General features: G+C 68.7%; 19 protein-coding genes and 1 other RNA gene. 11 read left to right on the top strand and 9 right to left on the bottom strand.

Annotated elements, in window-relative coordinates; genetic code table 11:
• Nucleotides 1-51: 51 nt before the first annotated feature.
• From ML01_RS02590 to ML01_RS02550, 9 genes are all read right to left on the bottom strand, one after another.
• Complete coding sequence (locus ML01_RS02590) at nt 52-2,517, bottom strand: S8 family peptidase (protein ID WP_058553843.1); 2,466 nt, start codon at nt 2,515-2,517, stop codon at nt 52-54.
• Between the two features lie 3 nt (nt 2,518-2,520).
• Complete coding sequence (locus ML01_RS02585) at nt 2,521-3,507, bottom strand: AAA family ATPase (protein ID WP_058553842.1); 987 nt, start codon at nt 3,505-3,507, stop codon at nt 2,521-2,523.
• Between the two features lie 150 nt (nt 3,508-3,657).
• Nucleotides 3,658-3,858 (bottom strand): hypothetical protein, encoded by a 201-nt coding sequence (locus ML01_RS02580; RefSeq protein WP_058553841.1) that lies wholly within the window; start codon nt 3,856-3,858, stop codon nt 3,658-3,660.
• Between the two features lie 88 nt (nt 3,859-3,946).
• On the bottom strand, nt 3,947-4,780 hold the full coding sequence (locus tag ML01_RS02575; protein WP_058553840.1) for a Fic family protein: 834 nt from the start codon (nt 4,778-4,780) through the stop codon (nt 3,947-3,949).
• 107 nt (nt 4,781-4,887) lie between these two features.
• Nucleotides 4,888-5,325, bottom strand: a complete 438-nt coding sequence (locus ML01_RS02570; RefSeq protein WP_058553839.1) for a DUF29 domain-containing protein — start codon at nt 5,323-5,325, stop codon at nt 4,888-4,890.
• Nucleotides 5,326-5,371: 46 nt separating this feature from the next.
• Complete coding sequence (locus ML01_RS02565; RefSeq protein WP_371258175.1) at nt 5,372-6,784, bottom strand: FAD-binding oxidoreductase; 1,413 nt, start codon at nt 6,782-6,784, stop codon at nt 5,372-5,374.
• Complete coding sequence (locus ML01_RS02560) at nt 6,744-7,346, bottom strand: BON domain-containing protein (protein WP_058553964.1); 603 nt, start codon at nt 7,344-7,346, stop codon at nt 6,744-6,746. The genes ML01_RS02565 and ML01_RS02560 overlap by 41 nt, the downstream gene beginning before the upstream one ends.
• Nucleotides 7,347-7,378: 32 nt before the next feature.
• Nucleotides 7,379-7,753: a YraN family protein gene (locus ML01_RS02555; protein WP_058553838.1), complete on the bottom strand. Its 375-nt coding sequence runs from the start codon at nt 7,751-7,753 to the stop codon at nt 7,379-7,381.
• A gap of 103 nt (nt 7,754-7,856) precedes the next feature.
• Complete coding sequence (locus tag ML01_RS02550; RefSeq protein WP_058553837.1) at nt 7,857-9,773, bottom strand: penicillin-binding protein activator; 1,917 nt, start codon at nt 9,771-9,773, stop codon at nt 7,857-7,859.
• A gap of 38 nt (nt 9,774-9,811) precedes the next feature.
• Here ML01_RS02550 and rsmI point away from each other — a divergent pair, with 38 nt between their 5' ends.
• From rsmI to murG, 11 genes are all read left to right on the top strand, one after another.
• Nucleotides 9,812-10,657: a 16S rRNA (cytidine(1402)-2'-O)-methyltransferase gene (rsmI, locus tag ML01_RS02545; protein ID WP_058553836.1), complete on the top strand. Its 846-nt coding sequence runs from the start codon at nt 9,812-9,814 to the stop codon at nt 10,655-10,657.
• 248 nt (nt 10,658-10,905) lie between these two features.
• An RNA gene (gene rnpB / locus ML01_RS03280) (RNase P RNA component class A) lies at nt 10,906-11,301 on the top strand.
• Nucleotides 11,302-11,907: 606 nt separating this feature from the next.
• Nucleotides 11,908-12,360, top strand: coding sequence for a division/cell wall cluster transcriptional repressor MraZ (gene mraZ / locus ML01_RS02540; protein ID WP_082673887.1), 453 nt, complete (start codon nt 11,908-11,910; stop codon nt 12,358-12,360).
• A gap of 124 nt (nt 12,361-12,484) precedes the next feature.
• Complete coding sequence (gene rsmH / locus ML01_RS02535) at nt 12,485-13,417, top strand: 16S rRNA (cytosine(1402)-N(4))-methyltransferase RsmH (protein ID WP_058553834.1); 933 nt, start codon at nt 12,485-12,487, stop codon at nt 13,415-13,417.
• The gene (ftsL, locus tag ML01_RS02530; protein WP_058553833.1) at nt 13,414-13,740 is read left to right on the top strand and encodes a cell division protein FtsL; all 327 of its coding nucleotides are present in this window, start codon (nt 13,414-13,416) and stop codon (nt 13,738-13,740) included. Before rsmH ends, ftsL begins: the two co-directional genes overlap by 4 nt.
• Nucleotides 13,730-15,520, top strand: coding sequence for a penicillin-binding protein 2 (locus tag ML01_RS02525; protein ID WP_082673886.1), 1,791 nt, complete (start codon nt 13,730-13,732; stop codon nt 15,518-15,520). The genes ftsL and ML01_RS02525 overlap by 11 nt, the downstream gene beginning before the upstream one ends.
• Nucleotides 15,517-17,097: a UDP-N-acetylmuramoyl-L-alanyl-D-glutamate--2,6-diaminopimelate ligase gene (locus ML01_RS02520; RefSeq protein WP_058553831.1), complete on the top strand. Its 1,581-nt coding sequence runs from the start codon at nt 15,517-15,519 to the stop codon at nt 17,095-17,097. Before ML01_RS02525 ends, ML01_RS02520 begins: the two co-directional genes overlap by 4 nt.
• Nucleotides 17,098-17,332: 235 nt before the next feature.
• The gene (gene mraY, locus ML01_RS02515; RefSeq protein ID WP_058553830.1) at nt 17,333-18,415 is read left to right on the top strand and encodes a phospho-N-acetylmuramoyl-pentapeptide-transferase; all 1,083 of its coding nucleotides are present in this window, start codon (nt 17,333-17,335) and stop codon (nt 18,413-18,415) included.
• Nucleotides 18,412-19,782, top strand: coding sequence for a UDP-N-acetylmuramoyl-L-alanine--D-glutamate ligase (gene murD / locus ML01_RS02510; protein ID WP_058553829.1), 1,371 nt, complete (start codon nt 18,412-18,414; stop codon nt 19,780-19,782). Before mraY ends, murD begins: the two co-directional genes overlap by 4 nt.
• 61 nt (nt 19,783-19,843) lie before the next feature.
• A complete protein-coding gene (ftsW, locus tag ML01_RS02505) occupies nt 19,844-21,115 on the top strand; it encodes a putative lipid II flippase FtsW (RefSeq protein WP_082673885.1) in 1,272 nt (423 codons plus the stop codon).
• 92 nt (nt 21,116-21,207) lie between these two features.
• Complete coding sequence (gene murG, locus ML01_RS02500) at nt 21,208-22,281, top strand: undecaprenyldiphospho-muramoylpentapeptide beta-N-acetylglucosaminyltransferase (protein WP_058553828.1); 1,074 nt, start codon at nt 21,208-21,210, stop codon at nt 22,279-22,281.
• The last annotated feature ends 63 nt before the right edge of the window (nt 22,282-22,344 follow it).

Below are 22,344 nucleotides of genomic sequence, written 5' to 3'. Positions count from 1 at the left end.
TGTCCCTGATCTCCTCTCGGCCGACGCTCCAGTCGGCTGAAACTGCGCCAACTACGCTTCAATCAGCGTTTCGATCTGAGTGTGTACCGGCGTGTATACATCGGCAACGACGCCGGGCGTTCTGATGCTGACCACCAGTGCGTAGCGCGCCTTCTTGTTCCAACGCTCGAGCGCCGGGCGCTCCCGCCACCACCCGAGCACCGGGTAAACCGCGATCTGCCCCCGCCTCGCTAACTCAACAGCGGCACCCCGCCACGTATCGGACTGGATTGATCCTCGATTGCGCGCTGGGCCGAGTAGCCAATTACCGGAGTCCGGAATCGCGCCGCCGTACTCCGCGTCACGTGCCTCACGGTTAGTACGCTGCTTGAAGTCTGCTTCACTCTCCAGTGGTCGCTTGACATCGAACCTTAGGCCATGAGACTGATAACTGAACTTGCGGCTCCAACCGCGTTGGCCCGGATTCGGCTCGACAAAATAAGACAGAGTGACTTTAAGCTCGACCTCGACCTCTCCGAGTTCCTGGAGTGCCTCCACCGGCCAAGGCAGTTCATGAAGATGAATGTCTAAAGGCTTGACCGTGCTCCGCTCCTTGAAAAAGGGTTGAAGTTCCGCCTGCGCTATCAGTGTGAGCGAGTCACGAGCGCTCCAAAACATCGCTTCCTCATCCGGTACTCCGAAACCGAAGCATTGGAGCAGGCAACGCCGGCCGGCCGCGGTCCGGCTGTCGAAGCGAGCGAGCATGGCATCGGTCCAACGCGCGCTATGAACCAGCAGCGCCCGCACCGTCTCGGGCCAGAAAGCGACGTACTGGGCCTGAACCATAGCCGCTAAACGGGCAGCCAATGCCGCCGCCGCACTGGTATCGCCAAAGGAAACTAGCGACTTGTCGATCTGGAACTGGTGTCCGGTGGACAGCAATTGCATACCGTCGTCGATATAGTCCGCCGATCCATCTACTGGACTTCGGGCCATGTTGCCGCCCTCCAGCACGACGTCGGGCTTCCACGGCCAAGAACTCTTCCCCCATACCAACGCCGTACAACTAGCCGGTGCGAGGTCGCCGGGTATCGCTAGCGGATTCCAGCCCGGAAATTGCTCAATATCCAGCATGGACTTGTCAGTGTAAGCTCCGACCGTCACGGCATTCCAAGCCTGACCCGGATCGTGTATTGGGTCAGTAAAGTTGCTGTCCGGGTAGTCGTGGCGCTTGGTCAGATCCGTATTGCCTGCGGAGATGACCACCAACCGCCGCACCTCGTCCTCCATTCCCGACGATAGCGCATCCAGCGTGGCTGACCACGACGACGGCCTGCCGTTATCCCTCCCATCGGTGCTGGTGAGCGCTAGGCAAAAAACCCTCTGGCGAAGGGGCTGGGGAAGTTCCGCCCGCGCAATGCACTCGCGTGTTATGGCCCCGAACAACTCGTACTCATCGTGGAATCCGGGCCACGGCATGACCTTAACGGACTCTAACCGATGAGTCAGCGTGATCAGGCTGTCGTGCGCCAATGGACCGGTCAAGTCTCCGTAAATGGCAAGGCCTGCCATTGGCGTGCCGTGCCCATAACGGTCGTCCGTGCCCCATGCCGGCTCGTAGGCGTGCATGTCGCCCCTAGCGGCAACGGGTGCCAGAAGCGGATGGCCGTTATTGACGCCCGTATCGAGGACGCAAACGGCTGGTGCTTCCCCTGCCGGCAATTGCAGCCTCGCAGACGCCGAGGCCATCCAGTTTCGTTGATCCCGCCGATCCATACCCGTGAAAAAGGCGGCACTATCCTTGGCAAGCCGTAACTCGGCGAAAGCCGTCAACAAGTGGACTGAGCTCCCGATCTGTTCTCGCGTTCCGCGCACTAGCATCACAACGCGGTCTATGAAGCGGATCGCCTCCGTCTTGACCTGCAAACCGAATTGTTCGGCGTGCTCACGCACGAATGCGTCGTAATCAAAGCTTGCCGAGCGGCGCAGCCAAGCCTCCCACCAGATGGACATGGCGGACTCAGGGAATAACTCCATTGGATCGGTCCACAAAGCTTGCAAGGCCGCAACCTTGATGTGCTCGATGCCTTCGACGAGATCTCTATTCCGCGGACTGCCCTTGTCGGTCTCGGCGTCCCGGTATTGTTCGATCTTGTTCAGGAAGTAACCGAGCTTTCCCTCGGGGACGAATACCGTCGCGATGGTTTGCCCCTCTTCTTCCTTCACCGAACAAAGCTCAATACCGCTCGGCTGAAAGTCGAGACTCTCGAACTTCAATTCGTATCCGACCTGGCTTTCGAAGGCGAGATAGATGCCATTAACACCATCAAGGCCGAACGCGCGTTGTTCCGAAACAACCCTGGGTAGCGCCTGCTCAACCTGGCGCAGTTCGCCGAGCAGACTCTGAGCATGGTCGTGACGGTCGCGCGCTGGGTTCTTAATGGTGTGGCGGACGGTTCCCGGGCTTATGTAGCGAAAGGTCCGGGCCGTCGAGGGGAGAAGAATGTGTTCTAGACGTTCCTTGACTGACGGAGGCATCGGCTAAACCTTTCGGCGTTGGTAGAAATCTCGGCGTTCTACGAGCGATTGCCGAAGCACGGCATGCGTAATGCGCTCACCGCCATGGATTATCATCTCTTTAATAGCTTCCTCGCAGGCGCGGGTCAGGTCGCCGTGGCTCAACCCTGCGGCCTGCTTCCCCAGTTCGGCCCAATAGATGCGCCCAAGATTCACCGTGGCCAGTTTGGCCTTGAGCAAGGCAACGGCCTCGCGGGCCTCGGGCAGGTGATATTCGATCACGTCGTCGAAGCGGCGGAACAGAGCGTGATCGAGCAGATCCGCGTGATTGGTGGCAGCGACCAAGAGGCTGTCCGAACCATCCTGCTCGATGAGTTGCAGAAAGCTGTTCAGGACGCGCCGGATCTCGCCCACGTCGTTGCTCAGGCTGCGGCTAGAGCCGATGCTGTCGAACTCGTCAAAGAGGTACACCCCGCGCACGTCGCGAATCGCGTCGAAGATCAGGCGCAACTTGGCCGCGGTCTCGCCCATGAACTTCGTCATCAGGGCATCGAGGCGGACCACGAACAGGGGCAGTCCAAGCTCGCCTGCCAAGACCGACGCCGTGAGGGTCTTGCCCGAACCCGGCGGTCCTACCAACAAAAGCTTTTTGCGCGGGGCCAGTCCGTGGGCGCGCAGTTTTTGCACCTGAGTGTGCTCTGTAACGAGTCGGTTCAAGCGCCGCGCTGTCTCCCGTGCCAACACCATGTCTGCAAGGCGCTGCTTGGGGTAGCCGGCGGAGAACAATTCCGCCATCTCTCCTTTCGGGCGCACAAGCGGGACTGGCTGGACTGTCCCGGCGCGTGGGCGCGCCTTCGCGCGGTCGATCAGATCGCGCAACTCGCTCGCCAATTTGCCATGGCCGTGACGGGCCTCATGCGCCGCTACCTGCATCGCGACCGACAGAAATTGCGCCTCGTCACCTTCGAGGTGACAGCGGAGCAAGGCCTTCAGTTGCTCGGCGCTGGGCATGTCAGAGGATTCCGGAAACTAAGACCATTACAGCATACTCCTGCGGTTTGACCGACAGCCGCGTGGACGCTCGATTGGGTGGACAAAAAGTGGAAAGGAGAAACAGTGGAGGCTTGCCATGCCGCATTGGCCCGTTTCTACTCTGCATCGTCAAGCTGGCTCCGAACTATCAAGGGCGCGCAGGCGCAGGTGCAGGTTCCGTTCCAAGGCGACGTAGTGCGTCTCGCCGCCGAGCTTGAGCACAAATTCTGCCGCTTCGTCGTCGCCATGATCGGTCGTGTCGTGCTCGTCCCAGAGCTCGCCGATCTCGTGGTAGCCGATCGCGTTGGACACCGAGGAGCTGTTAGCCATAGCGCTTGATCTCTTTCGCCGTCATGTCTCTTGCCGACGGGATAATCGCCCGTCGGATGCGGCGTGGCCGATGACGTCCGCTGGATCCTCAAGCCTTCGTCCGCCGCGCCGCCTGCTGCGCCCGCGCCGCAGCAACCAGCGCACGGGTGGCGGCGTAGGCGTCCCGGCAGAGCGCGATGAAGGGCGCCTCCAGGTCGGGCCGCGGCCAGACGCCGGTGGTCGGTGTCACCGGGCCGACGGCAAGCTGGTAGGTAGCCAGGGTCTCGATGTAGCGCTTGCGCTCGCGGGCGTCGATCACGACGGGCAGGTGCCCGGCACGCAGCACCGGCAGGTTGGCCAGCAGCCGGGCCATGCGGCCGTTGCCGTCCCAGAACGGATGGATGTGCACGAAGCCGAGGTGAAGGCGGGCGTAGGCGTCGATGGCGCTGTGCTCGTCCAGCGGCTCGGCAGCGAGACGGTTCAGCTCCGCGAGCCAAGCATTCATCAGTTGCGGCACGTCGGCGGGCGCGGTGTAGTCGATGAAGACTTGCCGGCCGTGCGGGGCGATCGCGTAGGTTCCGTTCGGTTCCAGCTTCCAGCCGCCGATGGGCTTGTAGATGTCCAGGACCATGCCGGTCTGCACGGCCCGGTGCAGCTCGAACAGATGCTCCTTGGCGACGGGCCGAGCAGGCAAGGCGTCGAGCAGGGCGTAGATCAGCTCAATGGCGCGGGCGTGGCCGACGACCTCCTGGTGATCCTTGAGCGGTTTGCCGGAGACCGTGAGCCCTTCCTCGATGACGAACTTGGTCTCGCCGAGCGTGAGGGTGTTGCCTTCCAGCGCTGTCGAGCCGTGGGTCCAGAGGTCGCGCACCCCGGCCATCAGGCTGCGCTGGAGGTCCGGGTCGAGGCCGGCCAGGGGCTGGAGTGAGGGCGTGCGGGTCATCGCGGCGTGGGTCCGAGACTTGTGTTGCGAAATCCGCTTGGACGCTGTCGGGAGCGTCGCCGGCTGGGCTCATTCGCATCCGCGGCTTCCGCTTCGCGCCACCCGAGCTACGGCCGCTGCGGCAGGAAGTCGCGGTCCATGACTTCGGCCATGGCCCAGGGGCAGTCCTCCGGGAAGCCTTCGAGCCCGGTTTCGTCGGCGGCCTTAGCGACGGCGTCGGCCCAGACGCCCTCCAGCCAGTCGGGGTCGGTCAGCGAGGTCTTGAGGCTCGGCGTCTCGCGCAGTCGCGCCTCGATGGCGCGGCGCTGCTCGCGGATGGTGCGTTGCCGGCTCGCCCCGCGGCGGCCCGGCTGATACTGCCACTTGATCAGGTGCGCCAGCAGCACCGACATGCGGCTCGCCAGCTCGCGGCGCTCGCTCTTGCCCACGTCCTCGACCTCCTCGGCAATGTGCGCGATGTCCAGCTCGGTGAGGCGCCCGGCGCGCAGCAGCGCGGCCTGCTCCTCGGCCCAGGCGATGATGTCGGTGTCGTAGTCGGTGCTCACGGCATGTGTCTCGTCGTGCGGGATGCGCCGGATTTGAACGCTTCGGTCACTCCAGCGGCAACCCCTTGCCCGGATTCAGGATACCGTTGGGGTCGAACTGCCGCTTGATGTCGCGCATGAGCCGGAGTGCGACCGGGTCCAGCTCGCGGTCGATGTAGTCGCGTTTCTCCAGCCCGACGCCGTGCTCGCCGGACAGGGTGCCGCCCAGGGCGACGACGAGGTCGAACATGGCGCTCAGGCAGATCGCGGCGCGGGCCATCTCGTCGCGGTCGTCCGGGCTCACCAGCAGGTTGACGTGGATGTTGCCGTTGCCGGCGTGGCCGAAGTTGACGATAGTGATGCCGTGCTCGCGGGACAGCCGCTCCAGGCCGTCGATGAAGGTCGCGATGCGCGCAACCGGCACCACGACGTCCTCGTTGATCTTCTTGGGTGCGACATGGCGCAGCGCCGGCGACAGCGCCTTGCGGGTGCGCCACAGCGCGGCGATCTCGGCCTTGTCGGCGGCGACGCTGAGCCCGAGCAGGCCGTCGTTGCGGGCGGCGTCGCCGACGTCCTCGGCGGCGGCGTCGACGCAGTCAGCCGGGCCGTCCACCTCGATCATCAGCAGCGCGCCGGTGGCCTCCGGCACGGCCAAGTCCGAGAAGCGGCGCACCATGTCGATGGCGGCGGCGTCCATGAACTCCAGCGCGCAGGGCGTGATGGGCTGCGCCATGATGGCCGCGACCGCCGCGGCGGCGCTGTGGATGTCGCGATAGGTGGCGCGCAGCGTGCGCTTGGCCTCCGGCAGCGGCGTGAGCTTGAGCGTGGCCTGGGTGATGAGCGCGAGCGTGCCCTCGGAGCCGATGATGAGCCGGGTGAGGTCGTAGCCGACGACGCCCTTCGTGGTCATGACGCCGGTGCGGATCGGCTCGCCGGTGCCGATGACGGCGGACAGCCCGAGCGTGTTCTCGCGCGGCGTGCCGTACTTGACGGCCTTGGGGCCGGCGGCGTTGTAGGCGAGGTTGCCGCCGACGGTGCACACCGCCGCGCTGGTGGGGTCCGGCGGCCAGAAGAAGCCATGCTCGGCGGCGGCGCGCTGTAGATCCTCGTTGACGACGCCGGGCTCGACGATGGCGAGCCGGTTGGCCGGATCGATGGCAAGGATGCGGTTCATGCGCTCGAACGACAGCACCACGCCCCCCGGCTCCGGCACCGTGGCGCCGGTGGTGCCGGTGCCGAGCCCGCGGGCCGTGAGCGGGATGCGGTGCTCGTTGCAGGTGCGCACCACCGCGGCGACCTGCTCCGCGTCGGTGACGAAGGCGACCGCCTGCGGCAGGCATTGCCGGCGGCTGTTGTCGTAGCCGTAGGGCCAGCAGTCGGCGGGGTCGGTCAGCAGCGCGTCCGCGCCGACGGCGCGGCGCAGCGCGGCGCGCGCGGCGTCAGGCAGGGTCGGTGGGGCGTTGCGGCTCGATGTACTCAAAGATTTTTACCACGCGCTTTACGCCCGGGACGCGGCGCACCTTTTCGGCGGCGGCGTCGCCTTCTTCCGGCGTCACCAAGCCCATCAGATAGACCACGCCGTTCTCGGTGATCACCTTGACGCGCAGCGTATCGAAGCCGGGGATGTTCACGGACTGGATCGCGAGCTTGGCCCGCGATGTGATGAGCGCGTCCTGGCTGATCTGGCTCAAGCTGAGTTTAGGGCCTACCTCGGCCTCGTTGTAGACCTGCTTCACCTTTGGTAGTTGCGCGACGACGCGGGCGAAGCGGTCGGCGATCTGCGGGGATTCCGCCTGACCCGTGATCAGCACCGTGTGGGCGTAGCTGGTGGCCCTAAGCTGGCTGTGCTTGTGCAGGTCCGGGTTGCCGAGGTACGCGTTGCGGGCCTGCACCTCAATGACCTCGTCGTCGAGCACGACGTCGGCACTGCGGCGGTCGTAAACGACGGCGGCGCTGTAGGTGGCGCCGGCCACGACTACCGCCGCACAGCCGGACAGCAGCGTCGGCAGTGCCGCCGCTGCGATCGTGAGAAGAAGAAGCATCAGCGGTGCGCGGGGCGCTTTGCGCTGTCCTGTCATGTCGGGGCTCCATCGAAGGCGTGCTTGATCCAACGCATCCGGTCGCCGGCGCCGATGGCGACGACATCGAAGCGGCAGGGCAGGTTGGTTGGATGTCGCGCCAGATAATACCCTGCCGCGGCCAGGAGCCGCGCCTGCTTGCGGGCGTCTACGCTGGCGGCGGCACCGCCGAAGCGCTCGCTGGCGCGGTAGCGGACCTCGACGAACACGAGCGTGCCGCCGTCCTGCATGACCAGGTCGAGCTCCCCCTGGCGGCAGGCGACGTTGGCCGCGACGAAGCGCAGCCCTTGGGACTCCAGGTAGCGGCGGGCGAGCGCCTCATGCGCGGCGCCGCTTGCGCGCCGGTTGCCGCCGCGCCCGAAGGGGCTCATCGGCGTGCCCGGCCCGCTGCCGGGAACCGGCGGCGGGCGCGGGGGCGATCGACACCGGCCCAGAGGCAGGGTCGGTGCGCCGGCGGGGTCTGCGGATGCCTGCTCAGGAGGCGTTCGCGTCGGCCGTCGCGGCCTTGCTCGACGCGTCCTCGGCGTCCTCCTTCGGTTCCTTGTCCGCCCGGGCCGCCGGTGCCGCCGGTGCCGCCTCGATGCGGGACTGCACCTTGGGACCGGCACCGGTGAACTGCGCGAGCATCAATTGGCGGCGGATCTGGCCGAGCGAGTCCAGCGTGAGCCCGCCTGTCTCGCCGGGGAAGAAGGTGCCGGGGTTTGAACCCATCGCCTGAATGCGCGGCGCGAGCCGATAGCCGTCGATGCCCATGGCGTAGAGCCTGGCCATGGGACCGACCACGTTCGGCAGCCGATCGCGCAGGGCCTCGCGCGACAGCGCGTCGTTGCGCTCGGTGTCCAGGATCCAGGGGATATCGACGAAATAGAGCCCGGACAGCGCGGCATCGCGCGCCGGATCGAGCTTGCCGTCGTAGACGTGGGAGGTCGACACGACCGGAAGGCGGTTGCCGGCATCGCGCAGTGCGCCGTAGACGCCCGGGGCGTCCTCAACGGTGGCGACCATGAAGACGAAGTCCGCGCGCCCGGCGCCGAGCAGCGCCGCCGCGTCCGACGCATAGCTGCCGCTGCGTGAGCGGTAATCGTGCTCGGCGGCGATGCTGCCGCCGAGGCTGCGCCAGCGGCTGCGGAAGGCCGTCGCGAGCCGCTCGCCGAAGCCGTCGTCCGGGTACAAGAGTACGGCACGCTTGAAGCCGGCGTTGTTCGCGAAGTTGGCGACGTTCTCGGCCTCGTCTTCCGGGGCGAGCGCGAACTGATAGAGGTTCGGCGTCGCGCCACCGCCGGCGCGGTTCAGCGCCAGCGTCGGCACGGGCAGCGACGAGCGGCTGGCCAAGCCCTCGACCGCCGGCTTCTCAAGCGGGCCGATAACGAGGTCGGCGCCGCCGTCGACGCCGGCGTTGAAGCTGCCGCCGAACTTGAGATTCGGGCGGTTGCCGCTGCCGTCGGCGTCGTAGGCCGCCCGGATGCCGTCCCGAACCGCGTCGCCGGCGACGCCGAAGCGCCCGCCCCGCGGCAGCAGCACCAGGGTGTCGGTGTCCGGCGCATAGCCGCCGGCGAGGGTCGCGAAATAGCCCTGCGGCAGGTTGGCCAGGGCCGGATGGCCGCCGTTGCTGCCACGCCAACTGCGGAAGGCGGCGTCGAGCGTCGGGCTCGGGGCGCCATAGCCGCTGAACAGCTCGGCGATCTGCGCCCAGCCCCGCATGCGTCCGCGACTCTGGCGGATCGCGTCGTCGAGCCCGGCACTGCCGAGGGTGGCGAGTGTGAACAGCAGCGAGACCTGATTGTCGAGCCGCGCCTTGGGATCGGCCTTGAGCACGCCGTCGAGCTCATTCAGGCTCTCGGCCGCACGCAGCGGCTGCCCGGCCAGGCGATAGGCCGCGGCCTCCGTGCCGAGATAGCCGATCTTGAGGTTCTCCGGCAGCCGGCCCTTGTTGACCTGCCGCAGCTTGGCCAGTGCCTCCGACGCCTTACCGCGCTGCATGGCCAGCTCCGCCTCCAGCAGCAGCACCTGCTCGCGCTGCGCGGCGGTGAGCTTGCCCTTGTCGATGGCGGTCAGCACACTGGTTGCTTCGGTGGTGTTGCCGGCGGCGAGCAGCGCCCCCGCGGCGTCGAGCTCAAGCTGCTGCCGGCCCGGGGGTGCGGCCTTTTCGGCGAGCTCAAGGAAGGCCGCCGCCGCCTCCGCGGGCTTGCCCGCCTGCTCCAGCGCGCGCGCTTTGGCGAGCTCCGCCGACGGGACATCGGACAGCACCCGCTCGGCATCGCGGATTGGGTCGATGGCACAGCCACCGAGCAGCGCGCCGCAGGCGACGGCGGCGATGAACCAGCGCGTCGCGCACTGCGGGCGCTGCGGCGTGGTGGCGGAAGCCAGCGGTGCGAAGGTCGTCCGGGCCATGACCGTCTCCATTGCAATCAATCGGTTAGGAGGGAAGGGTGGGCGAGAAGGCGGGCGTACTATACGTGGTGGCTACACCCATCGGCAATCTTGGGGACATGACGCCCCGCGCATGTAAGGTCTTGACGGACGTGGACCTTATCGCCTGCGAGGATACGCGGCATAGCCGCCCCCTGTTGGCCCATTTCGGCATCGACCGCCCGCTTGCGGCCTACCACGAGCACAACGAGCAGGCGCAGACGCCAAGGCTCCTGGAGAAGCTCGCCGGCGGGGCGTCCATCGCGCTGATCAGCGATGCCGGCACACCGCTGGTGAGCGACCCGGGCTACGTGCTGGTGCAGCAGGCGCGCTCGGCGGGCATCGTGGTGGTGCCGGTGCCGGGATCGAGCGCGCCCATCTGCGCACTCTCCGCCGCCGGCCTGCCGAGCGATCGGTTCCTGTTCTTGGGGTTTCCGCCGCGGGGCGAGTCGGCGCGGCGCGACTGGATCGGTGCCGCCGCTGCCGAGCCCGGCACGCTGATCCTGTTCGAGGCCGGCCGGCGCGCCGCGGTCACCCTAGCGGACTTGGCCGACGTGTTGGGGCCGCGCCAGGCGGTGCTCGCCCGCGAGCTCACGAAGCGCTTCGAGACCTTCCTGGCCGGGGAGCTCGCAACGCTTGCCGAGCAGGTGCGCGCCGACCCGCAACAGCAGCTCGGCGAGTGCGTGATCCTCGTCGCCGGTGCCCGCGGCGGGCCGGACGCCGGCGCCGAGGCCGAGCAGCAGCGGGTGCTGGATCTCCTCGCCGCCGAGCTGCCGCTGAAGCAGGCGGTCGCGCTCACGGCGCGCATCACCGGCGGCAACCGCAACGCGCTCTATCGCCGGGCGCTCGCCGCGCGGGAGGCTTGAGGCGGTGCTGCGATGGGCTGTGGTTTGGCTGGCGCTCGTTGTCTGCATTGCGGTGGGATTGTCTTGTGTGAGGGGACGGCGGCGGCGGCGTTGAGCCCGAGCCCGACTTCCGATACCGACCCCGATACCGACCCCGATCCCGATTTCGATCCCGATTTCGATTTCGATTTCGATTTCGATTTCGGTAGCGAGCGGTTTCGGTGGTTTGTTTCGGGGTTCGCGGGGGAAGAGGCTACACTGACGGTTAAGGAGTCGGCCAGGCAGCCGCTCCGGGGTCGGGTGCGAATCCGGCGTCGGGGAGGAAAGTCCGGGCTCCACAGGGCAGGGTGCCAGGTAACGCCTGGGGGGCGCGAGCCCACGGAAAGTGCCACAGAAAACAGACCGCCTACCCCGCTTGCGGCTCCGGCCTGCGGCGGGCGGCAAGGGTGAAAAGGTGCGGTAAGAGCGCACCGCGCCGGTGGCAACACGCGGCGGCACGGTAAACCCCACCCGGAGCAAGACCAAATAGAGGAGCACGCGGCGCTCGCGCCGCAACCCGCGGCCCGCGGGGGCTCCCGGGTAGGTCGCAAGAGGCGTAACGGCGACGTGCGTCCCAGATGAATGGCTGTCCACGACAGAACCCGGCTTATCGGCCGACTCCCCCTCATTCTTCTCCTGCCGCGGGCGGCCGCCACGGCTGCCCCACGGCCCCCCACTGATCCGGCCGCGGTCCGGCGCGCGTCTGCGGTCTGTGCCGGCACGGCGGCAGCGCCACCCAAGGGATGAGCGTCCTGCGGGCGCGGCGCACGATGGGCGCTTGGCCCTAGAGCCGATCGTCGAGCAGAAAATGGCCTAAGAAAGCGCCCCACCGCGGCGGGAAACCGGCAAAAGGGCCTGCTTTTGCCGCCTTGAACCGCCCGAAACGGCTGCTGGAACCGCCGCGCGCACGCCTTCCCCACTTTTCCCCCCAAGCCTCCCCCGCCCGTCGGCCGAGCGCGTCGGAGCCCTGGTCCGATTGCCCGTATTCGGCGCAGCGTAACATCAAACACCGCTTTAACTAGCGCCACTATGCCACTGAAATTCAGCCTCTTTAGACATCCTCGTTCCGACATCAGCTTGTCCGGTTAAGTTTCTGACGGATCAACAAAAAAGGCGGATCAACCCCTTGACCCTCCAAGGGGGCTCTCCTACACTTCGCAGCAAGTGGGGAGATGTGGGGAAGTCTGGGGCATCGTAGGGTGTGAGTCGCAAACGCGTCACGGTCGGGGTCCATGCGGTTCTACGGAACATTCTTTATGAGCCTCGACGACAAGGGGCGCATCGCGATTCCGGCCACGGAGCGCGCGAAGCTGGCGGAGTTCTGCGGCTCGCGCATCGTGGTGACCGCCGACCTCGATAACCGGCTGCTCGTCTACCCGGAGCCCTATTTCGACGATCTCGCGGAGCGTTTGAGCCAACTGCCGAGCAAGCCCGCCACCGAGGCCTTGCAGCGCAGGCTGCTCGGCTCAGCGAGTCACGCGAAGCTAGACGCCCAGGGGCGCGTGCTGCTGACGCCGGCACAGCGGGTGCTCGGCAAGCTGGAGAAGGACGCGGTGCTGATCGGCATCGGCAATCGCTATCAGCTCTGGCGCCGGGACCTCTGGGAGGCGCAGCAGGAGCGGGATCGGGAGCTTGCGGCCACCGCGCTCGCCGAAGACCCGGGGCTCGCCGACTTCCGCCTCTGAGCGGGTTGACGGATTGTAGGCCTGCGCGGATGGCGCAGGCCGGCGGGTACCAGGCGGCAGCAGGCGCCACGCTCCGGCTCTGCGCTGATACGAGCCCAAAACAACGAACAACATACAAGCACGCATGGACTCGCGAGAACACATTCCGGTCCTGTTGGGGGAAAGCATGCAGGCCTTGGGGGTACAAGCGGACGGCGTCTATGTGGACGCCACGTTCGGGCGCGGCGGTCATGCGCGCGCCATCCTGGAGCGGCTCGGCCCTGCCGGGCGGCTCTGGGTGGCCGATCGTGATCCGACGGCAGTCGCCGCCGGCGTTGCGCTGGCCGCGGCCGAGCCGCGCCTGAACGTCCTTAAAGCTGCCTTCGCGGAGCTGCCCGAGCACCTGCGAGCGGCCGGGCTAGTGGGCCGCGTCAACGGCCTGCTTGCAGACCTCGGCGTCTCGTCGCCGCAGCTCGATCGGCCCGAGCGCGGCTTCAGCTTCTCCGCCGACGGCCCGCTGGACATGCGGATGGACCCCGAGAGCGGGCAAAGTGCCGCGGGCTGGCTGGCCGGCGCCGCCGAGCGCGACATCGCCCGCGTCCTAAAGGACTACGGCGAGGAGCGCTTCGCCAGGCGCATCGCCCGCGCCGTCTGTGCCGCCCGTGCCACCGCGCCCCTCGCCACCACCGGTGAGCTGGCAGCGCTCTGTGAGCGTGCGGTGCCGACGCGCGAGCCCGGCAAGCACCCGGCGACCCGCACCTTCCAGGCCTTACGCATCCAGGTCAACGCCGAGCTCGACCAGTTGCGCTCGCTGCTCGCGGGCGCGACCGATCTGCTCGCCGTCGGCGGCCGACTCGTGGTGATCAGTTTCCATTCGCTGGAGGACCGGATCGTCAAGCGCTTCATTCGCGACGAGTCGAGCGGCGCCGCGCTGCCGAAGGGCGTGCCGGTCACCGACGACCAGTTGCCGCGGCGCCTCAAGCCCATCGGCGGCCCCGTGCGCGCCGGCGACGACGAGGTCCGCGCGAACCCGAGGGCGCGCAGCGCCGTGCTGCGCGTCGCGGAGCGGCTGCCATGAGCGCGCGCGAGGAGCCCGGCATCAACCGGGGTGCGCTCACGGTGGCGCTCGCGCTCGCCCTGGCGGTGCTCGTGTCCGGCGTCGCCGTGATCTACGTGAAGTATCTGACGCGGCAGGAATTCAGCGCCCTGCAGCAGGTGCGCGCCGCGCGCGACTCCCTCGACGTGGAATGGGGCCGCCTGCAGATCCAAGAGGCGGCGCTGACCTCGCATACCCGCGTTGAGGACAGCGCCCGGACCCGGCTCGACATGATCATGCCGGCCGGCGGCGAGGTGCGGGTGGTGGAAGTGCCAGCCAGTCGGAGTGATAGCGATGGTCTTTGAGCGACGCAAAAGCCGAGAGCGCATGAAGGCGCGCCTGCGCCGCGCCGAGCTCGCGCGCCGGTGCCCGCCGAACTTCGCAGCCCGCCGTGCCGCGCTCGGGCTCATGCTGGCCGCCGCCGGCCTGTCGGTGGTCGCCGCGGCCTTCCACCGCCAGGTGCTGGAGCACGAGTTTCTGCGCGACGAGGGCGAGAAGCGCTTCCTGCGCGAGCGCGAGATCCCGGCCCGCCGCGGCATGATCACCGACCGCAACGGCCAGCCGCTCGCGCTCAGCACCTCCATGTCCACGGTCTGGGCCGACCCGCTTCTGCTCGGCGAACGCAGCGAGGCGCTGCCGGCGCTCGCCACGGCGCTGGAGCTGCCGCCTGCCGAGCTCACGGCGCGTACCACCAACTCCGCGCAGCAGGGTCGCCGCTTCATCTACCTGCGTCGGCGGGTCGAGCCGCACGTCGCGGACGCCGTCAGCGAGGTCATCGATGCCGAGCGACTCGCCGGTATCGGCATGGATTACGAGTACCGCCGCTTCTACCCGGCCGGCGAGACCTTCGGCCAAGTGGTCGGCTTCACGAATGTCGACGATATTGGCCAGGAGGGCGTCGAGCTGACGTTCGAGAGCCGGCTGCGTGCGGCGCCCGGCGCCCGGCGCGTGATCCAGGACGGGCGCGGGCTTGTCGTCGAGGAAGTCGAGCAGATCCGGCCACCGAGCCACGGCGAGGATGTGACCTTGAGCCTCGACCGAAGGCTCCAGTTCCTCGCCTACCGCGAGCTCAAGCGCGCGGTCACCGAGCACAAGGCCACGTCCGGCACCGCCGTGCTGCTCGACATCACCAATGGCGAGGTGCTCGCCATGGTGAACCAGCCCGCCTACAACCCCAATGCCGCCCGCAGCGAGCCGGTGGAGAACCGTCGTAATCGGGCGTTGACCGATGTCTTCGAGCCCGGCTCCACGGTGAAGCCGATCGTCGTGGCGGCCGCGCTGGATGCGGGCATCATCAACCCGACCACGCCGGTCAATACGTCGCCGGGCGTGCTCCAGGTCGGCAACAACCGGGTCAAGGACATCCGCAACTACGGCGTGCTGAGCGCCACCGGGATCATCACCAAGTCCAGCAACATCGGGGTGGTCAAGATCGCGCACCGCATGGACCGTGCGGTGCTGTGGCAGACCTACAGTCGGCTCGGCTTCGGCAAGGTGACCGGCGTCGAGTTTCCCGGCGAGCGCACCGGCTTTCTGCCCCAGTACGAGCGCTGGTCGCGTTTCGAGCACGCCACGCTCGCGTTCGGCTACGGGCTCAACATGACCTCGCTGCAGCTTGCGCACGCCTACGCCGTGATCGCGAACGACGGCGTAAGCCTGCCGGTGTCGCTGCAGCGCCAGCACAGCATTCCCGAGGGCGAGCGCGTCTTCTCCGCCGAGACCGCGCGTGCCGCGCGCACGATGATGGAAACCGTCGTTTCCGACCAGGGCACTGCCCGGCGCGCCAAGATCGCGGGCTATCGCGTCGGCGGCAAGACCGGCACCGCCAAGAAGGCTACCGGGCGCGGCTATGCGCCCGGCAAGTACCAATCCGTGTTCGCCGGTATGGCGCCGATCTCGAACCCACGCTTCGCCATGGTCGTGATGATCGACGAGCCGCGCGGCGAGTCCTACTACGGCGGCATCGTCGCCGCGCCGACCTTTGCCAAGGTCATGCAGGCGGCGCTGCGGCTCTACAACGTGGCACCGGATGATCCGCAGGCCGAGCTCCTGCTGGCCGGGCTCAAGCGGGAGGCGCAGCGGTGAGCGCCGTCGGGCTCACATCGCGCGGCCCCGTGCGGCCCAACTGGCCCCTCGGCGAGCTCTTGGCGGGCTTTGCCGTGCAGCCGTTCGAGTCCGGTGCGCGCGTCATGGCGCTGACCCTGGACAGCCGCGAGGCCACGCCGGGCAGCCTGTTCTTGGCCTGTCGTGGCCGCGGCAGGCATGGGCTCGCCTACGCCGAGGCGGCGGTCGAGCGCGGCGCCGTCGCCATTGTCGCGGAGCCGGACGCGGCCTGGGGCGAGGCGGAGCTGGGGCGCCTCGCGGGAGAGCTGGCCTTGCCGGTGATCCCGGTACCCCACCTCGCCCAACGCGCCGCAGAGATTGCGGCGCGTTTCTTTGGGGAGCCGAGCGGCTTGCTCGAGGCGTTCGGCGTCACCGGCACCGCCGGCAAGACCAGCGTCACGCATTACCTCGCCCGCGCGCTGGCCGCCGATACCGGATGGCCCGGGCTCAGGTGCGCGGTCATGGGGTCGCTAGGGCACGGCTTTCCGGATGCCCTTGGGCGCGCCGACGCGGCGCCCGCGCTCTGCACACCCGACGCCGTGGCGATGCAGCGCACGCTGGCGCAGCTCGCGGCCGACGGTGCCGAGGCCGTCGCCATCGAGGTGTCCTCGCACGCGCTGGACCAGTGCCGCGTCGGCGCGGTTCGGTTCAGTCACGCCGTATTCACGAACCTGAGCCGCGATCACCTGGACTACCACGGCGACATGGCCGCCTACGCGGCGGCCAAGCGCCGGCTCTTTCGCATGCCGGGCCTGCGTTGGGCCGTGCTGAACGCCGACGACCCGGCCAGCGAGCACATGGCCGCAGGGCTGGCGCCGGACGTGCGCGTCGCCCGCTACGGGCAGGGCGCGGCGGCACCGCCCGCGGCCGACCTGTCGGTTTGGGCGCGGCAGGTCAACGCGGACGCCGAGGGCTTCCTCGTGGACGTCGATACCAGCGTCGGCAGCGGGCAGTTCCGCGCCGGCCTCATCGGCCGTTTCGAGGTGGCCAACCTGCTCGCGGTGCTCGCCGTGCTGCTGAGCCGCGAGGAGCCGCTCGACAGCGCGCTCGCGCGTCTCGGCACGGTGCAGGGGTTGCCCGGCCGCATGGAGCGGTTCGGCGGTGGCGACCGTCCGCTCGCGGTGGTGGACGGCGCCCATGCGCCCGCGGCGCTTGAGCAGGCGCTGACGGAGGTCCGCGGCCATTGCCGCGGGCGGCTCATCACGGTCTTCGGCTGCGGCGGCGGGCGCGATGCCGGCAAGCGCGCGGCAATGGGCGCGGTGGCCGAGCGGCTCGCCGACCGCGTCATCCTGACGGACGACAACCCGCGTTTCGAGGACGGCGCGCGGATCATTGAGGACATCCTCGCCGGCATGCAGCGCCCCGACGCCGTCGTCGTCGAGCGGCAGCGCGCGTTCGCCATCCGCTCTGCGCTCGCCCGCGCCGGCCGCGACGATGCCGTGCTGGTGGCGGGCAAGGGCAACGAGACCGTCCAGGACATGGGCGAGCTCAAAGTCAAGTTCAGCGACCGTGCGCAGGTGGTGCAGGCGCAGACAGAATGGGAGGGTCGGCACCCATGACGCGTAGCTGCACGCCGGGCGCACGGCACATCGGGTTCGGGGGCAGGCTGTCGGCGGCGGGCACCGGCGCTGCCGGGCGCATCGCCGACAGCCGTGGCGACGGTCGTGGCCGGTGGTTCGCATCGCTTCGGGGGGAGCGGCGCAAGGGTCACGACACGGTTGCCAGGGAATTGATTGCAGTCGTCCGCTCGGGCCGCGGCCCGCGGCCCGCCGCCCTGCCGCGGGGGACCTGCTGATGCTGCTCTGGCTCACAGACTGGCTCGGCCAGCTCGACAGCGGCTTCTACGTGTTCCGCTATCTGACGCTGCGCACCATCCTCGGGGTGCTGACGGCGCTCGGCATCTCGCTCCTGGTGGGGCGGCCCCTGATCCGTTGGCTCAGCAGCTACAAGGTCGGGCAGGTGGTGCGCCGCGACGGCCCCGAGAGCCACTTCTCCAAGGCCGGCACGCCCACCATGGGGGGCACGCTGATGCTGGTGGCCATCGGTGTCAGCACGCTGCTGTGGGCGGACCTGAACAACCGCTTCGTGTGGGTGGTGCTGCTGACGACGCTCGGCTTCGGCGCCATCGGCTTCGTCGACGACTACAAGAAGCTGGTGCTGAAAGACCCGAAGGGACTCGCCGGTCGCTGGAAATACTTCTGGCAGACGGTGCTCGGGCTTGCCGCCGCGCTGTACCTTTACCTGAGCGCGACGACGCCGGGCGAGACGGCGCTGCTGGTGCCCTACCTGAAGGACGTGAGCATCCAGCTCGGGCCACTGTTCGTGCTGTTCGCCTACTTCGTCATCGTCGGCTCCAGCAACGCCGTGAACCTGACCGACGGCCTGGACGGCCTCGCCGTGGTGCCGACGGCCATGGTCGCGGGCGGCCTCGGCATCATGGTCTACGCGGCCGGCAACAGCGCCATCGCCGAGTACCTGCGCATCCCCTACGTGGCAGATGTCGGCGAGGTGGTCGTGTTCTGCGGCGCCATCGCCGGGGCGGGCTTGGGCTTCCTGTGGTTCAACACCTATCCGGCACAGGTGTTCATGGGCGATGTCGGCGCGCTTGCACTCGGCGCCGCCCTGGGCGCCGTCGCCGTCGTTGCCAAGCAGGAGATCGTGCTGTTCATCATGGGCGGCATCTTCGTGCTGGAGACGGTCTCCGTGATGCTGCAGGTGGCGTCCTTCAAGCTCACCGGCAAGCGCATCTTCCGCATGGCGCCGCTGCACCACCACTACGAGCTCAAGGGCTGGCCGGAGCCGCGCGTCATCGTGCGCTTCTGGATCGTCACCGTGGTGCTGGTGCTGATTGGCCTCGCGAGCCTCAAGATCCGATGAACGTCGCGGACCTGACACCATCCGCGCTCGCCGGCATGAAGGTGCTGGTGGTGGGCTTGGGCCCCACCGGCCTCTCCTGTGCGCGCTGGCTGCATCGCTGCGGCGCAACCGTCGCGGTCACTGACAGCCGTGCGGCGCCGCCGGCGCTTGCGACGCTGCGCGCGGAGCTGCCCGACGTGGCGCTGATGCTGGGCGGCTTCGATGATGCGGCCTTCGCCGCCGCGGACTTGGCCATCGTCGGGCCGGGGCTGCCGCTGACGACACCGGCCGTCGCCCGGGCCATGGCGGCCGGCACGCCCGTGGTCGGCGACGTGGAGCTGTTTGCGCAGGCCGCGAAGGCGCCCGTTGTCGGCATCACCGGCACCAACGGCAAGAGCACGGTGACGACGCTGCTCGGGCAGATGGCCTTGGCAGCGGGGCTGCGCGCCGGCATCGGCGGCAACCTCGGTGAGCCAGCGTTGAACCTGCTCGGCGACGACGTGGAGCTGTACGTGTTGGAGCTGTCCAGCTTCCAGCTCGAGACGACGCACTCACTGGCGTTGGTCACCGCCACCATCCTGAATCTGTCGCCGGACCACATGGACCGTTATCCCGACCTCGCGGCCTATGGTGCGGCCAAGCAGCGAATCTTCGCGCACGCGGCAAGTGCCGTAGTGAACCGCGACGACGAGGCCTCCGTGCGGCTATCCGCCAGCGTCGCCGAGCAGATTGGCTTCACGCTGGGCGCGCCGCTCCCGGGCGACTGGGGCATCTGCTCCCACCGCGGCGCCGACTGGATCTGCGCCGGCGACGAGTCGGTGCTGCCGGTGGACGATCTGGTGCTGCCGGGCACCCACAACCTGGCCAACGCGCTCGCGGCGCTGGCCCTCGGCGAGCGCTGCGGGCTGCCGCGGGAGCCGATGCTGGACGTGCTGCGCCGCTTCCGCGGGCTGTCGCATCGCAGCGAGCTGGTCGCCGACCACAACGACATCCTTTGGATCAACGATTCCAAGGGCACCAACCCGGGCGCCACCGTGGCGGCCCTGGCCGGGCTGGTGCCGGACCCGAGCCGCCGCAAGGCCGTGCTCATCGCCGGCGGCGACTGCAAGGACGCGGACTTCTCGCCGCTCCCGCCCGCAGTTCGCCGCGCGGCTCGCGCCGTCGTCCTGATCGGCCGCGATGCGGACGACCTCGCCGCGGCGCTGGCCGAAACCGTGCCGCTGCACCGCGCCGCGGACATGGACGATGCGGTGCGCCAGGCCGCGGCGCTCGCCAAGCCCGGCGACTGCGTGCTGCTGTCGCCGGCCTGCGCGAGCTTCGACATGTTCGACGACTACCGCCACCGCGGGCGCGCGTTCGCGGAGGCGGTGGGGAGGTGGGTGCCATGAAGGAAGGGCCAAGGGCCGAGGGCCGAGGGCGCATCGCAGCTTGCACGCGTAGGGGTACACGATGAGCCAAACCCTGGTGGTCGAGTCTACGCATGGCATTCGTCGTCGGCGCCGCCTGGAACGCCGTGAGCAGATGCTGGACGGGGGTCTTTTGGTGGCCGTGCTGTTCCTGCTCGGCTTTGGCTTCGTCATGGTCACGTCGGCGTCGATGCCGATGGCGGACCGCAACTACGACGACCCCTTCTTCTTCGTGCTGCGACACGGGGTCGCGCTGGGCCTGGCGCTCGCGTGCGGTGCGCTTTGCTTCGCGGTGCCGCCGAGGGCCTGGGAGGGTGCGGGGCCGCTCTTGATGCTGGTCGCCATCGCGCTGCTCGCGCTGCTGCTGGTGCCGGGCGTCGGCCGGACCGTGAATGGCGCGACGCGCTGGATCCCGCTCGGGGTGCTGAACCTGCAGCCGTCGGAGCTGGTCAAGTTCACGTCGGTGATCTATCTCGGCGGCTACCTGATCCGCCGGGAGCTGGAGGTGCAGACGAGCATCACCGGGTTCCTGCGGCCGATGGTGCTGATCGGCATCGCCAGCTTGCTGATCATGGCGCAGCCGGACTTCGGCACCACGGCGGTGATCCTCGCCACCAGCATGGGGCTCCTGTTCCTCGGCGGCGTCAGCATCATGAGTTTCGTCGTGCTCGGCGCGCTGATCCTCGCGGGGCTGGTGGCGCTGATCATCATCGAGCCCTACCGGCTGCAACGGGTCACCTCCTTCGTCAACCCGTTCGACGACCCCTTCAACACCGGCTACCAGCTAAGCCAGGCGCTGATCGCCTTTGGCCGTGGCGAATGGTTCGGCGTCGGCCTCGGCAACGGCATCCAGAAACAGTTCTACCTGCCGGAGGCGCACACGGACTTTCTGCTCGCCGTCGTCGGCGAGGAGCTAGGCCTGGTCGGCGTGCTCGTCATCGTCGCGCTGTTCGCGTTCATCACCTGGCGGGCCTTCGAGATCGGGGCACGGGCGCGCCGCCAGGGGGATACCTTCTCCTGCTACGTCGCGCACGGCTTTGGGCTGCTTATCGGGATGCAGGCCTTCATCAATGTCGGCGTCAACACCGGGCTTCTGCCCACCAAAGGGCTGCCGCTGCCTTTCCTAAGCTACGGCAGCAACGCGCTCATCGTCGCGGTGATGGTCACCGCCGTGCTGCTGCGCATCGACTTCGAGCTGCGCCGCAAGACCCTGGAGCCGATCCCCGAGGGCGGCCTGCACCGCGAGCGCCCGGTGCCGCCGGTGCGCTCGCCGCGGGAGCGCAACAGGCGTGAGCGGGGGGCGACATGGCGGTGAAGAAGGGGCTAGGGCCGAGGGCCGAGGAGCAAGCGCCCGACGCGCCGGCTGCGGCCTTGGCCCTAGGCCCTCGGCCCTTCCGCTTTGCTGTCATGGCCGGCGGCACGGGTGGGCACGTGTTTCCGGCGTTGGCCGTGGCCGAGGTGCTGCGCGCGCGCGGGGCGGAGGTGTTCTGGATCGGCACGCACGCCGGCATGGAGGCACGGCTTGTGCCTGAGCACGGCTTCGAGATGGAGTGGGTCGGCATCCAGGGCGTGCGCGGCAAGGGGCTCGGTGCGCTCGCGTCGGCGCCGTTCAAGCTCGCCGGCGCCGTGCGCGAGGCCGCCGGCATCCTGAGCCGTCGCGGCGCGAACGCCGTGCTCGGCATGGGCGGTTTCGTTGCCGGCCCGGGCGGGCTCGCGGCGCGCCTGCAGGGCCGGCCGCTGGTGATCCAGGAGCAGAACAGTGTTCCGGGCTTAACCAACCAATGGCTTGCGCGCTTGGCGGACCGCGTGTTCGAGGCCTTCCCGGGCAGCTTCCCCGCCGCGCGAAACGCCGTCGCCAGCGGCAACCCGGTGCGGGCCGACATCGCCGCGCTGCCGCCGCCGGCCGAGCGTCTGCAAGGCCGCTCGGGCTCGCCGCGGCTGCTGGTGGTGGGCGGCTCCCTGGGCGCCAAGGCGCTGAATGAGACGGTGCCGGCGGCGTTGGCACTGCTCGATGAGGCCGCGCGACCGCAGGTCCGGCATCAGGCGGGTGAGAAGACCCTTGATGTCGCCCAGGCCGCCTACGCGGCAGCAGGCGTCACGGCCGAGGTCACGCCCTTCATCGCGGACATGGCCGCCGCCTACGCATGGGCGGACCTGGTGGTCTGCCGCGCTGGCGCGCTCACGGTGTCCGAGATCGCCGCCGCGGGTGTGCCGGCCATCTTCGTGCCCTTTCCGCATGCCGTAGACGACCACCAGGTGGGCAACGCCCGCTGGCTCACGGACGTTGGCGCGGCCCGGCTCATCATCCAGAAGGACCTGACGCCGGCGCTCCTCGCGGAGCATCTGCGCGAGCTGCTCGCAGACCCCGACCAGCGCCTGGCAATGGCCGAGGCCGGACGCGCGCAGGCGCGGGTGGACGCGGCGGAACGCATCGCCGAGGCCTGCGTGGCGTTGGCTGCAGGCTCGGAGCGGCGCTCATGACCCGCCACTGGACGTCATGCGTCGGTGCAAACGGTGCGCGGGGCGAAGGCGCAAGGGCTAAGG

It is taken from the genome of Thiohalocapsa sp. ML1 (genome assembly GCF_001469165.1).
Classification (GTDB): domain Bacteria; phylum Pseudomonadota; class Gammaproteobacteria; order Chromatiales; family Chromatiaceae; genus Thiohalocapsa.
Note: the sequence above shows the minus strand (reverse complement) of the source record. Positions and strands in the feature narration are given on the sequence as shown.